Genomic DNA, 13,151 nt, shown 5'->3' with positions numbered 1-13,151 from the left:
GTGGCCGTCCCCGCGGGGGTGGAACTCAGCGGCGACGCCCGCGCGGTCGCGGCACCTCCAGTTCCTCCAGCTGCGGCCCGTCGCCCTTCCGGACGCGCTGCCAGGCCTCCCGGTACAGGCCGTCGACGGGCCGGGTGGGCACGACGACGCCCAGGACGGGCGTCTCGCCGTCGAGCACGTCGTACAGCGGCAGCTTCCACCGCTCCAGCGGCTGGTGCGGGTGACCGGGCCGGGTCCAGCCGCCGGGCAGGAACAGCGAGCGTCCGGCCTTGGCACGGCTGCCCTCCACCACGAGGTCGGTGGCGGCGAGTTCGGCGCGGGCGGCACGGAGCCGGGCGGTGCCGCCGCGTTGTCCGCCCCAGCCGGTCCAGCGGGCGGTGTTGCGGTCGGTGGGGTCGGGCATCGCAAGCAGCATCAGGTACAGGACGGCGGCGTCCGCACCGAGCCCGTAGCGCCCGGCGACCTCCGTGACGAGGTCAGGCACCGACCGGGCGGGATCCTGCGGCCACCACAGCCCGTCCCGGTCGCGCTCACCGGCCGCCGGGTCCCCGGGGTCGGCGAGCAGTTCCGCGAAGCGCCCGTCGTGGACCAGACGCAGGGCGGTCTCCTGGGCGTCCGGCCGTGCGCCGGTGAACAGCGCCGCCAGATACGGTTCGTGGCCGTCGGCGTCGAGCAGGGCCGGACGCACGGCCGCGATCGGCTTGTACCCGTTGGTGTCGAACTCGACCGCCCCGTAGCGCTCGATGCCGTCACCGCTGTGCACCGGGTCTCCGACCGTCCGCCGGAACTCCGCCGGGTCCGTGCGCCGGTCGAGGGCGAGCAGCAGGCCGGGGTGCGACAGCCGCTCGTGCAGCGCGGTCAGTACGCGGGGCAGGACGGCGCGTACCGGGTCGCCGGAGGGGAGGCGGTGGGCGAGCCACGCGGCCAGGGCCACCGAACCCTTCAGGACGTCGTTGTCGAAGCCGGGGCACCGTTCCCCGCTTTCGAGGTGGTACGGTCCGAAACTCCAGGTCAGGTCCCGCGTCAACCGGGGTTCGGTGGCCAGGTCGACGAAGCCCCGCAGGGCCGCGCCCGGCGCCCATCCCGGCGAGTCCACGGTGCGGACGGCGTCGTGCACCACGTCCTCGGCCACGGGGGTGCGCCTGCCCAGCCGCTCGTTCCAGACCTCGGCCGCGCGGGCCGCGTCGGGGCCGTGGGTCCACAGCCGGGACGGGTCGCCGGGGAGCAGTGCCGCCACGACGGCCTGCCGGGCACCCGCGTCGAGGCGGCGCAGTTCGTCCTTGGCCACGCTCGCGTCGGTCGTCTTCACCGCGATCGTCCGCAGCGTCGCCGGGGGCACCGCCTCCCGCTCGTCGTCGACCCGGGGCAGGCCCGCGACCACCAGCCTGGCCATGGTCGGGGTGACGCCGGTGAGCCGCGCGAACTCCTCGGCGACGGCCGGGTACCAGGGCGCCGGCCCGCGTTCGGCGAGCTCGGTGAGGAACGCGGCGGCCCAGCCGGCCGGGCGGACCGGCCCCCGCACGAACGGCCCGTCGGCGACCAGGGTGTACGGGGCGGGTGTCTCGAACCGGCCGGAGGGATCGTGGAAAACCGCTCCGTAGCACCTCCCCGTCGTGCAGTCCTCCGTGTCCCATGCGCTGAGGAACCGGGACGCCCGGTCGGTGAAGAGCAGGAACGCGCCGCCGCCGAGGTCCAGCACGGTCTCGTTCGTGTGGCACCCCAGGGCGTCGGGTACCTCGAACAGGCTCTGGTCCAGCCGGAGCCTGACCCTGCGCCAGTGGCCGGGGTCCAGATCCGTGAGTCCCTGCTCGTCGAACTCCGCGAGGAACGCCCGCAGCGCCTCCCGGTGCTCGTCCGGGGTGGACTGCGCACCGGCCCGCAGCGCGACGACCGCGGGCAACTCCGGCAGGGCCAGGGCGTCCACCTTGCCCAGCGACTTCTGCTGTTCGACGCCGAGATGGGTGCGGCCCGGGGGAACGGGCTCCGCCGTGCCCCGCATCGACCGGCCCAGCAGGCCCGGCAGGTCGTAGATGCGGTGGTCGGATCGGTAGTACCGGGGGCGCCGGCCACGGCCGGTCAGGCCGACGCCGTTCACCGCCGCTTCGAGCAGTTCGTCGCCCACCTTCTGCCTGGGCCTGTCCGGGACGGCGGTGCCCGCGATCGCGGTGTCGAGCCGGGCGAGTGCCGCGTCCAGGATGCGCTGCTGCACGGCCGCGTACCGCACCACGCCGGTGATTCCCGCGCGCAGCGCCTCGTGTTCGACGTCCGGCAGCAGGGTGCGGACCAGGCCGGGCAGCGCCTCACGCCCGCTGGTCGTGCCGCCCTCCTCCGGTTCCTGAGCGGGCGGCTCCTGCGTGGGCTGTTCCTGAGCGGGCGGCTCCGCCACGGCCGCCGTCAGCAGCGCCGCCGCCGTGTCCTCGCCGATCCCGCGCAGTGCGGCGGAGCCCTTCGGGTCGCGTGGCCGCAGCAGGTGCCAGTAGCGCAGGGGCGGCATCAAGGGGGTGCCCGCGCTGAAGGGTCCGGCCGCGTGACCGTTGCCCGTGTCGCCGACCAACGCGCCTTCGGGGTCGCGCACTTGAACCTGCCGGGACGCCTCGTTCACGGTCAGGAGCCGGTCGGTGCCGGGGTACTGCAGCACGTTCTCCGGGCGTTGTCCGAGGCCGGGCGGCACGACGACCGTGCGGCCGGCCAGGTCCTCGCCGCGCCAGGAGCCGTCGGGCAGCCGGACCGTGCGCCAGCCGAGCAGCCCGTCCACCGGTGCGGACAGCGGCCCCGGCACGACGGACGGGGCGGGCAGCAGCCGGCAGGCCTCCAGGGTGCTCCCCTCGGGCGCCGCGCGCAGCCCCTCGCGGAACCAGTCGGGCCCGCCGCGCTCCCCCGGCGCGTCGGCGACCGGGTCGTACGTGTGCCAGTCGCTGTTGGTCTCGTCGGAGTAGTCCCTGATCCACACCCAGTACGAAGTGCCGTCACCGATCACCTGCCGCCGGTGCGGCACGTGTGTGTCGCCCCTGCGCAGCACGCCGTGGCCGGTGGTCCGGCCGCCGCCGGGGAGGGGGAGGGAGGCGGGCGGCATGCCGTTCGTCCCGCCGGACCCGTCCGCGGCGCACAGGTCGCCGTAGCGGACGTCGCCCTCCACCGGTACCGGTGACGGCGGACCGGCATCGGCATCGGCGCGGTACCAGAATCCGCGCGAGTCGTGCGTGTCGAACGAGTACCAGGTGACGAGGAGCGCCCCGTCCACGTACCGGAGGTCGCAGTGCCCGGGGGGCACCCCGTCCGGCAGGCGCAGCTCGTGGTTCAGCACGGTGCCCTCGGGACCGATCACCCGGGCCCGGGTGCCGTTGAGGACGATCAGGTGCGGCCAGGCCTCACCCACCCGCGTCTTCCTCGCCTCGTCCCGGGAGGCGGGTGTGCCGACCGCCTCGTCCCAGGCGGGCCAGCCCAGTTCGTCGAGGATTCCGTCCCGCAGGGTGCGGGCGAGAGTCGGGGCCACAGTGGCGGCGAGCGTGTCGCGCACCTGCTGCTCCACGGTGGCCAGGGCCGCTCCGGGCAGCCACTGGAGCGTTTCGAGCGGACTGTGCAAGCCCCTGGCCTCGGCCAGGTTCAGGCGTACGGCCGCACCGCAGACGCCGGCCACCCAGGGTGCCAGCAGTCTCCGTCCGCCCGGCGTCCCCGCCAGCGCGAGGACCGTGCGTTCGCCTCTGCCGTCCCAGTTCCTGGTGGGGCAGCCGCCCAGGAAGGCGTCCCGGAAGCGGGGGTCGGCCGCCAGGGCCTCGAGGTCGCGTCGCTGCTCGCGCTTCGCCCAGCTGTCGAGGTCGAGGGAGCGTCCGGCCGGGTCCGCGACCGGGATGCGCAGGGCCAGGAGCTGGTCGAGGAGGTCGACGTTGCCCGTCAGAGCCGGCAACGAACCTCCCGTTTCGGCCAGTTCGGCGCGGATGGTGTCGGCCAGCCGGTCGACGAGCGGGTACAGGCCGGCCGGTGCGAAGGCGCGCCTGGTGGCCTCGCACCGTTCGAGGAACCGGCTGAGCCAGCCCGCGGTGCCGTCGGGGGAACGGACCTCGGGGGGCAGGCCCGCGTCGTGCAGACCGGCGACTGCCCCGGTCTTCTCCAGCAGGTCGAGCCACTGGTCCAGCTCCTCCCGCTCCCACTCCGAGGGCAGCATCCCGAGCAGGGTGCCGCGGACCGCGGGCTCGCTGCGGGTCAGTGCGACCAGGGCGGCCCGGTGCGCCTTCCACCAGCCGGCCGGTGCCTTGACGGTGCCGGGCAGCGTCAGCATCTCCCGCAGGTACTCCGTCTCCCCCACCTGCGCGTCCTTGCCCGCGGCGGCCTTCGCGAGCCGCCGCAGGTCGGCCGCGCCCGGACTGGACGGGGGCAGTCCGTGTGCGGCCAGCCGGACGAAGAGCCCGCGCAGGTGCCGGAACGCCGTCGCGGCCGGCACCCGGGACGTGAGGCCCTTGGCGTAGCTGGAGAGCACCTTGGTCGGCATGGCGCCGGCGAGGGCGAACTCCAGGAAGACGGTGTCCATGCGGGCCTCGTCGAACGGCAGCGCGTGTGCCGTCTCGGCCTTGCGCGCATTGACGAACATCTGGGCGGCGTACGCCCGCTCGTCGGCGGCCAGGAACACCCGGCCGGCCTCCTCGTAGAAGGTGGGCAGGAAGTGCGGCACCGAGCCCGCCAGGCGCTCCCCGATCGACTCGTAGGCGGCGCGGGCCTTCCTCGCCCGGGACCGCACCGTCCGTGCGACCTTTTTCATCTCCGCGACCAGGGACATCGCCAGATGCCCGTCGGAAGGGTGTCTGACCAGCACCCACTCGGGGAAACCCATGGCCCGTTGCTGTCCGATCCCGACCTCGACGGGCTCGCCCTCGGGCCGCAGCCCCAGGAACCCGTCGGGCGGGTCGCCCGCGCCCAGCCGTACGACGACCCTGCCGTCCACCCCCGGGTGCCGGAAGGCGCGGGTGAACACGGGCACGGCCCGGTCGCCTCCGCCGGTGGTGCCCGGCGGCAGCACCGCACCGGCCCGCAGCAGCTCCTCCACCTGTGCCTCCGCCGTGTTCCGGGCGGCGCCGTCGTTCGTCGTGGCGTGCCTCTCCCCGGTGTCCGCCGCGGTGTCCGCCGTCCCGTTCACTCGGCGCCGTCCGTGGTCGTCGTGCGGCCCGCGTGCAGGGCCGCGGCCATGCGCATGCCCTCCGACCAGGCGAGGGGCCCGACGTCGGACAGCGGCAGGCGCCGCTGCCCGTCCTCGTCGTACCAGCCCAGGTTTCCGGTCCAGGCCTTGTCCTCGGTGTAGGGGTCGCTCATCGCGACGGAGGCGGTGAAGACGCGCCCGGCGTCCCTGATCCGTGCCACGACGCTGCTGCCGGACACCTGGTAGCCGAGGGCGGTGGCACGGGAGGCGAGGTGGAACCACGAGCGGTACTCCGCTTCGGCGAACTCCGTGACGACGTAGTCCCGTTCGGTGATCGCGGCCGGTTTGCGCCAGGTGGCCCGGTGCAGTTGTTCCACCCCCTGCAGCACGCCCAGTCCGGCGGCGAAGGTCCGCAGCCCCTCCAGGTCCGGGAGGAGCACCGGATGGGGCATGGTGACCGTCGGGGCCGCCACGGACACGGTCCCGCCGTCCCGGTTCACCAGCCGCAGCCCGTCCGCCGGGTCGGCGCCGCGCAGCAGACCGACCTCGCCGGGGCCGTCACCCACCACGACGATGTCGCGCAGCGCAGCCTGCCACGCCTCGTCGGGCCAGACCTGGGCGAGCAGTCCCGTCGGCACCGGCAGCGCGGACACCATCCAGGTGGTGACCTGCGCCGCGCAGTCGGCCGCGTGACGGTCCAGCCACTCGCCGAACCGCTGGAGTTCGAGCACTTCCGCACGGTCCCGTATCTCCGCGGGCACGGTCCGTCCCGGCTTCCCGCCCGACGCGGACCGGGCCACCACCCGGCCCTCCACCAGAGCGACTTGGTACGTGTCGCCCGCTGCCAGCCAACCCATCAGTGCTTCGCCTCTCCCACGGCTCGGAACCCGCCACGGCACCCCGGGACGGCCCCGGCCGGCGCACCCCCTGTGACGGTGCCGAAAGACTAGGGGCACCCACCGACAGTCCCCCTCGCCGGCGACCTTTCAGGTCGTCTGTTCCGCCGCCTCGCCGGCCCCGGCCGCCCACAGCCCGCGCACGTGGCCCAGGTGCCGGGTCATCACGGCGCGCACGGCGTCCTCGTCGCGGGCGAGCAGCGCGTCGAGGATCTCCAGGTGCTCCTCCGCCGACGCCTGGAGCCGCCCCTGCTCCACCAGCGCCGTCAGCCCGTACAGCCGGGAGCGGCGGCGCAGGTCCCGTACCACCTCCACCAGGTGGGCGTTGCCGGCCAGGGCCAGCAGCCCGAGGTGGAAGCGGAGGTCGGCGTCGACGTACGCGATGAGGTCGCCGGCCGCCGCCGACGTGACGATCTCCTCGGCGACCGGGCGCAGTGCCTCGAGCGCGACGGCGTCGGCACCGACGGCGAGTGCGGCGGTGGTCGGGATCTCGATGAGCGACCTGATGTGCGTGTACTCGTCGAGCTGGCGCTCGGATACGGCGGTGACCCGGAAGCCCTTGTTGGGCACCGTGTCGACGAGCCCTTCCTTGGCGAGGTCGAGCATGGCCTCGCGGACCGGGGTCGCGGAGACGCCGAAGCGGGCGGCCAGGCCGGGAGCCGAGTAGACCTCGCCGGGCCGCAGTTCGCCCGCGATGAGGGCGGCCCGCAGCGCCTCGGCGACCCGCTCGCGGTGGCTGGGCTTGCGGCTGCCCAGGACGGGCAGGGCGGGCCGGGGGTGCGGCACGGGTGGTGGGTACGGCAGGGGCGGAGGGTGCGGCACGGGGCCGGTGGCGGTCACAGCACGAACCCCGCGGGGAACGGGTCCTCGGGGTCCAGCAGGTACTGGGCGGTACCGGTGATCCAGGCGCGGCCGGTGAAGCTGGGCAGGACGGCGGGCTGTCCGGCGACGTCGGTGGTGCCGAGCAGGCGTCCGGTGAACCGGGTGCCGATGAAGGACTCGTTCACGAACTCGGTGTGCAGCGGCAGTTCGCCCCGGGCGTGCAGCTGGGCCATGCGGGCGCTGGTGCCGGTGCCGCAGGGCGAGCGGTCGAACCAGCCGGGGTGGATCACCATGGCGTGCCTGGAGTGGCGGGCGGTGGCGTCGGGTGCGGTCACCTGTACATGGTGGCAGCCACGGATGGACGGGTCCTCCGGGTGGACGGGTTCACCCTCGGCGTTGATGGCAGCCATCAGGGACAGACCGGCGGCGAGGATCTCGTCCTTGCGGGACCGGTCGAAGGGCAGCCCGAGCCGCTCCAGCGGCAGGACGGCGTAGAAGTTGCCGCCGTAGGCGAGGTCGTACGTGACCGTCCGGCCGTCGGGCAGGGTGACCTCGCGGTCCAGGCCGACGGCGAAGGCGGGCACGTTGCGCAGGGTCACGGCCCTGGCCGCGCCGTCCTCCACGGCCACCTCGGCGACGACGACCCCGGCCGGGGTGTCGAGGCGGATGGTGGTGACCGGTTCGCTCACCTCGACCATGCCGGTCTCCACCAGGACGGTCGCCACGCCGATCGTGCCGTGCCCGCACATGGGGAGGTAGCCGGAGACCTCGATGTAGACGACGCCCCAGTCGCAGTCGGGCCGGGTGGGCGGCTGGAGGACCGCGCCGCTCATGGCGGCGTGGCCGCGCGGCTCGTTCATCAGCAACTGTTTGACGTCGTCGCGGTGTTCGCGGAAGTACAGCCGCCGTTCGTTCATGGTGGCGCCGGGGACGGTGCCGATACCGCCGGTGATCACCCGGGTGGGCATGCCCTCGGTGTGCGAGTCGACGGCGTGCAGGACGAGTTTGCTGCGCACGGCGCTGCTCCCCTACGCCAGTCCGGCCGCGAGGGCCTTCTCGGTGGCGGCGCGCACGGCCGCCTCCTGGGCGGGCAGCAGCGGAACGCGCGGCGGGCGGCAGGATCCGCCGTGCCTCCCGGCCAGGTCCATGGACACTTTGATGGCCTGCACGAACTCGACCTTCGAGTCCCAGCGCAGCAGCGGGTGCAGCTGCCGGTAGAGCGGTTCCGCCGTGGCCAGGTCGCCCGCGGCCGCCGCGCGGTACAGCTCGACGCAGGCGGCGGGCAGCGCGTTGGGGTAACCGGCGACCCAGCCCTTGGCGCCCGCGAGCGCCAGCTCCAGGAGGACGTCGTCGGCGCCGACCAGCAGGTCGAGTTCCGGGGCGAGTTCGGCGATGCGGTAGGCGCGGCGGACGTCGCCCGAGAACTCCTTCACACCCTGGATGTGGCCCTCGCCGTGCAGCTGGGCGAGCAGTTCGGGCACCAGGTCGACCTTGGTGTCGACGGGGTTGTTGTACGCGACGACCGGCAGGCCCGCCTTCGCGACCTCGGCGTAGTGGGCGAGGACCGAACGCTCGTCGGCACGGTAGGCGTTGGGCGGCAGCAGCATCACCGCGCCGCAGCCCGCCTCGCGCGCCTGCTCGGCCCAGCGGCGGGCCTCCGCCGAGCCGTAGGCCGCGACACCGGGCATGACACGCCGTCCGCCGATCGCCGCGACCGCGGTCTCGACGACGCGGGTGCGTTCCTCGGGGGTGAGCACCTGGTACTCGCCGAGGGAGCCGTTGGGCACGACGCCGTCGCAGCCGTTGGCGACGAGCCAGGCGCAGTGCTCGGCGTAGGCGTCGTAGTCGACGGAGAGGTCGTCGTTGAGGGGGAGGGCGGTGGCGACGAGAACGCCGCGCCAGGGGCGGGGGCGGGGGTCGGTCATGGGAATCCTTCCTCAGGACGGTTCGGGGTGAACCGGCCTCGTGGGGTCGCTCGTTCGGGAGGGCGGCGGCCGGGAGCGGTTCGTGCGCGCGAGGTGTCCGGGCGGGGGCGCCCGGACGCGGACCACCCGGACGCGGACTACCCGGACTACCCGGTCGGGGGCGGGCCTGACGTGGGCCGGCGGGACGTGGGCCGGCCGGGCGTGCGCTGCTCGGGGGTGGGCAGGTCGGACGTGGACAGGTCGGGCGTGGACAGGCCGGGCGTGCGCTGCTCGGGCGTGGGCAGGTCGGACGCCGACCGGTCCGACGCGGGCAGGTCGGACGAGGACCGGCCGGACAGGGGCTGTTCGGACGAGGGCCGGTCCGAGGAGGGCTGCTCCTGCCCCGACGAGGACCGGTCGGTCAGCGAGTGGCCGGTCGACGAATGGCCGGTCGACGAATGGCCGGTCGGCGAATGGTCCTGCGGGGGCTGGTCGAGGGGTGTCCGGGCGAGGACGCCGAGGGGGACGGGGCGGGCGAACGGCCGCCGGGGCGCGTCCGGTCGGCAGCCGGCGAGACCGGCGACGGCGGTGGCGCACATCCGTCCCTGGCACCAGCCCATCCCGGCCCGGGTGAGCAGCTTCACGGTACGGACGTCTCCCGCGCCCAGGTCGTCGGCGGCCGCACGGACGGCACCGGCGGTGACCTCCTCGCAGCGGCACACGACGGTGTCGTCGGCGACCTGTTCGGTCCAGTGGGCGGGCGGGGCGAACGCGTCGTCGAGGGCGGCGGCGCCCGTGCGCAGCGACTCGCGGGTGCGCGCGGCCGGTGCCCACCCCGCGGGGTCGGGCACGGCGCCGCGCAGCCGGGCGGCGGCCGAGCGTCCGGCGATGTGCCCCTCGGCGAGGGCGAGGGAGGCACCGCCGACGCCCGTGGTCTCCCCCGCGGCCCAGACGCCGGGGACGCTCGTGCGCTGTTCGTCGTCGACGGTCACCGTCGGCCCGTCCCGGCGGCAGCCGAGTCCTTCGGCGAGGTCGGTCTGCGGGAGCATGCCGTGGCCGACGGCGAGCGTGTCGCAGGGCAGGTACCGCCCGGTGCCGCGCCGGACGCGTCCTTCGGCGTCGAGGGCGGCTACGGTGACGCCGGTCAGACGGTCCTCGCCGTGGGCGCGGACGACGGTGTGCCGGGCGAGGGGGCGGACGCGGTGGCGCAGCAGCCGGGCGGCGTGTCCGGCGCCCTCGGGCAGCTTGCCGGCCAGGGCGCGGGCGTGGCGGGCGACCCGGCGCGGGTCCGCCGACTCCACGAGTGCGGACACCCGGGTCCCGGCCGCCGCGAGGCCGGTCGCCACCGGGAGCAGCAGGGGGCCGGTTCCGGCGACGACCGCGGTCCGTCCGGGCACCACGAGGCCGTGCTTGAGCATCGCCTGGGCTCCGCCGGCGGTGACGACGCCGGGGAGGGTCCAGCCGGGGAAGGGCAGGACGTGTTCGTGGCCTCCGGTGGCGAGCAGTACGGCGTCGGCGTGCACGGTGGCGGGCTGGTCCTCTTCGGGCCCGAGCAGCGCGTGCACGGTGAAGGTGCCGGACCCGGCGGTCACGGTCCACACGTGATGGCCGGTCAGCAGGCGTACGCCGCTCGCGGCGAGTCCGTCCCGCAGCCGCTCCCAGGTGCGCCACTGGTGGTGCAGGGCCCGGGGCCGCCGGGCGTTCAGCTCGGCCGCGGGCTGGCGGAAGTACTGGCCGCCGGGCCCGTCCGCGGCGTCCAGGACCGTGACGTGCACGCCCCGCGCGTCCGCCGCCAGCGCCGCCGCGAGACCGGCCGGACCGGCCCCGACGACCACGAGTTCAGTCCTCATGTCCGGTGCCCTCCTGGGTACGGATCACGTCGCCCGGCCGTACGGGGACCAGGCAGGCCCGTTGGTTCGGGCGGTCGTTGACGGTGACCAGGCAGTCGAAGCAGACGCCGATGCCGCAGAACACGCCGCGCGGCCGGCCGGATCCCCGGGTGGTGCGCCAGGAGGTGACGCCGGCCGCCCACAGCGCGGCGGCGACTGTCCGGCCGGGCAGTGCCTCGACCGTCCGGCCGTCGACGGTGACCGTGAAGGCGGGTTTGGGCCGCGCCCGGACCAGTCGCAGGGGATTCACCGGGCCTCCTCGAAGCGGTCGGGACGGAACGGGGCGGGGTCGAGCAGGGGTTCCCGGCCGGTCAGCAGCCCGGCGATCACGTGGCCGGTGCCGGTGGCCAGGCCGATGCCCGCGCCCTCGTGCCCGCACGCGTGGAAGAGCCCGGGCGCCCCGGGGTCGGCCCCGATCGCAGGCAGGTGGTCGGGGAGATACGGCCGGAAGCCGGCGTAGGTGCGCAGGGCCCGCACACGGGTGAGGAAGGGGAACAGCCGGGTCGCCCCGGCCGCCAGTGCGCGCAGTGCGGGCAGCGACACGGACCGGTCGAAGCCGACCCGCTCCCGGCTGGCACCGATGAGGACCGGTCCGGCGGCGGTTCCCTCCACGACCGGGGAGGTCTGCAGGTCGGCCGAGTCGCTGGCGACGTCGGCGACGTAGTCCGCGGCGTACACCTTGTGCCGGATGCGGGGCGGCAGCGGCTCGGTGACCAGGACGTAGCCGCGCCGCGGGAGTACCGGCAGCCGTACGCCGGCGAGGGCGGCCACCTCGCCGCCCCACGGTCCGGCGGCGTTGACGACGAACGGGGCGTGCACGTCGCCCCGTTCGGTGCGCACACCGCGCACGGCACCGCCGGGGCCGCGCAGAACGCCGGTCACCGTGCGGCCGGTGCGCAGCCGGGCGCCGGACGCGCGCAGCAGGTGGGCGGCGGCCAGGGCCGGCATGACCTGGGCGTCCTGCGGATAGTGCACGGCGCCCGCGAGCCCGGGGGCGAGCCGGGGCTCCAGGTCGTGCAGCCGGTCTGCGGTGACACCCAACGCCGTTACCCCGGCCGCCCGTTGACCGGCGGCGAAGGCCTCGAGACCGGCCAGCGCCTCGGGGGTCTCGGCGACGACGACTCCGCCCTTTTGCTCGTACTCGGTCTCCCGGCCCAGTTCCCCGGCCAGTTCGCGCCACAGGCGGGCGGAGAGCAGGGCGAGTTCCAGTTCGGGACCGGGCTCCTTGTCGGACACCAGGAGATTGCCCTCGCCCGCTCCGGTGGTGCCGCCGGCCACATGGCCACGGTCCACCACGATCACGTCGAGGCCCTCGCGGGCGGCGTACAGCGCACAGGCCGCGCCCGTCATCCCGGCCCCGACCACGACAACATCGCAGGTCAGCGACTCGTTCACCTCAGTACTATGTCACACACCACACCGGCTGAGAAGAGGGCAGGAGCGAGGTGGGGCGGCGGACGCAGGCCACGGCTCCGTCCCCGGCGGTCACTCGGCCGCGGGGACGACCCTCAGGTGGGACGGGGAACGGCGGGCGCGCGGGGGACGGTGCGGCGCACGGGGCGGCTCACGCAGCACCAGCGTCAGCCGCGTGTACCCCAACTCCTCCAGCGCCCGGGGGGTTTCGATCACGACCCGGCACTCGGTGGATCCCCGGCGCGGGTCGGGGTGGTGCAGCGGACGTACGGCACCGTCGTGCTCGACGGCCCGCGCGCCGACGGCGCGGATCCAGTGCGGCAGCCCCTGCCGGTAGGCGGCCTCCATCAGGGGGTCCTGAGCGATGTCGCGGCGGACGGCCTGCAGGCCGGAGTCGGGGCCGTAACGCTCCAGGCTGGCGGCGAAGTGCGCCAGCATGGGCAGGCACCAGCTCGACTCGTGCTCGCCGAGGACGGTCGACGCGTCCGGGTGGAAGAGGACGAACCTGAGGAAGTTGTCGTCCGGCATGGCCGTCGGGTGCGGTCCGACCCCCTGGAAGAGTGTCCGGAAGGCACCGTTGGCCAGCACCACGTCCCAGCGGTGGTCGACGACGAGCGAGGGGAAGGGGACGGCCTCCAGGAGGGTGCCGTAGTCCTGGAGATACGCCTGGGCGTCGGGGGACGCGGGAGCAGGCCGCGGCGCCGGCCGCTGCCCTCCTGCCTGAAATGCCATCGGGAGGTCACCCCTCTTGCCTATGCGGCCTTCTCGCGGCGTCCCGATCCTGGTGCCCCGACGCGAGGCGTGTCAACTATCGTGGCATTTCGTGCCTGTTGACGGCTGAAATAGGCCACAGTTGTGGCGAGACCTGGATGTGGGTACGAGCGGCAGGCTACTCTCCGGGAAGTCCACGGCAATCGCTTGTGAGAAGCCTGTGAGGCCTGTGAGAGACGTGGGAGAGCTTTCGGTGACGGGTGGCTTCGAGGGGCGTTGCCCGGCGGGTTGTGGTTCCGGAGGCCACGATTCCGGAAGCCGCGAACCCGGAGGGCTTGGCTCCGGAGGGTACGGCTACGACGGTCGAGGGGCCGACAGCCGCGAAGCC

Annotated in this window: 8 protein-coding genes and 1 pseudogene; all 9 read right to left on the bottom strand. The window is 74.7% G+C overall.

All coding sequences use genetic code 11. The annotated features are described in order from the left end of the window. Positions 1-25 precede the first annotated feature (25 nt). Positions 26-5,128, bottom strand: coding sequence for a DNA-binding protein (locus tag HZS56_RS00330; RefSeq protein WP_308407947.1), 5,103 nt, complete (start codon positions 5,126-5,128; stop codon positions 26-28). After that, positions 5,125-5,985: a DUF4132 domain-containing protein gene (locus HZS56_RS00325; RefSeq protein ID WP_216718564.1), complete on the bottom strand. Its 861-nt coding sequence runs from the start codon at positions 5,983-5,985 to the stop codon at positions 5,125-5,127. The genes HZS56_RS00330 and HZS56_RS00325 overlap by 4 nt, the downstream gene beginning before the upstream one ends. Positions 5,986-6,114: 129 nt before the next feature. After that, positions 6,115-6,810: a GntR family transcriptional regulator gene (locus tag HZS56_RS00320; protein WP_308407946.1), complete on the bottom strand. Its 696-nt coding sequence runs from the start codon at positions 6,808-6,810 to the stop codon at positions 6,115-6,117. Between the two features lie 50 nt (positions 6,811-6,860). Next, positions 6,861-7,862 carry a proline racemase family protein gene (locus HZS56_RS00315; protein WP_216718563.1) on the bottom strand — a complete coding sequence of 334 codons (1,002 nt, stop codon included), beginning with the start codon at positions 7,860-7,862 and terminating at the stop codon, positions 6,861-6,863. Between the two features lie 12 nt (positions 7,863-7,874). After that, positions 7,875-8,771 (bottom strand): dihydrodipicolinate synthase family protein, encoded by an 897-nt coding sequence (locus HZS56_RS00310; protein WP_216718562.1) that lies wholly within the window; start codon positions 8,769-8,771, stop codon positions 7,875-7,877. Between the two features lie 482 nt (positions 8,772-9,253). After that, positions 9,254-10,600, bottom strand: a pseudogene (locus HZS56_RS00305) (FAD-dependent oxidoreductase); the annotation flags it as partial. Beyond that, on the bottom strand, positions 10,590-10,889 hold the full coding sequence (locus HZS56_RS00300; RefSeq protein WP_216718560.1) for a (2Fe-2S)-binding protein: 300 nt from the start codon (positions 10,887-10,889) through the stop codon (positions 10,590-10,592). The gene HZS56_RS00300 and the pseudogene HZS56_RS00305, both read right to left, overlap by 11 nt. Next, entirely contained in the window at positions 10,886-12,034 is a 1,149-nt protein-coding gene (locus HZS56_RS00295; protein WP_216718559.1) for an NAD(P)/FAD-dependent oxidoreductase, read from the bottom strand. The genes HZS56_RS00300 and HZS56_RS00295 overlap by 4 nt, the downstream gene beginning before the upstream one ends. 90 nt (positions 12,035-12,124) lie before the next feature. Beyond that, entirely contained in the window at positions 12,125-12,784 is a 660-nt protein-coding gene (locus HZS56_RS00290) for an MmyB family transcriptional regulator (RefSeq protein ID WP_216718558.1), read from the bottom strand. Positions 12,785-13,151: the final 367 nt, after the last annotated feature.

Source organism: Streptomyces mayonensis, assembly GCF_018982965.1.
Lineage (GTDB): Bacteria > Actinomycetota > Actinomycetes > Streptomycetales > Streptomycetaceae > Streptomyces > Streptomyces mayonensis.
The sequence above is the reverse complement of the archived record's forward strand: the minus strand, read 5'-3'. Positions and strand labels throughout refer to the sequence as shown.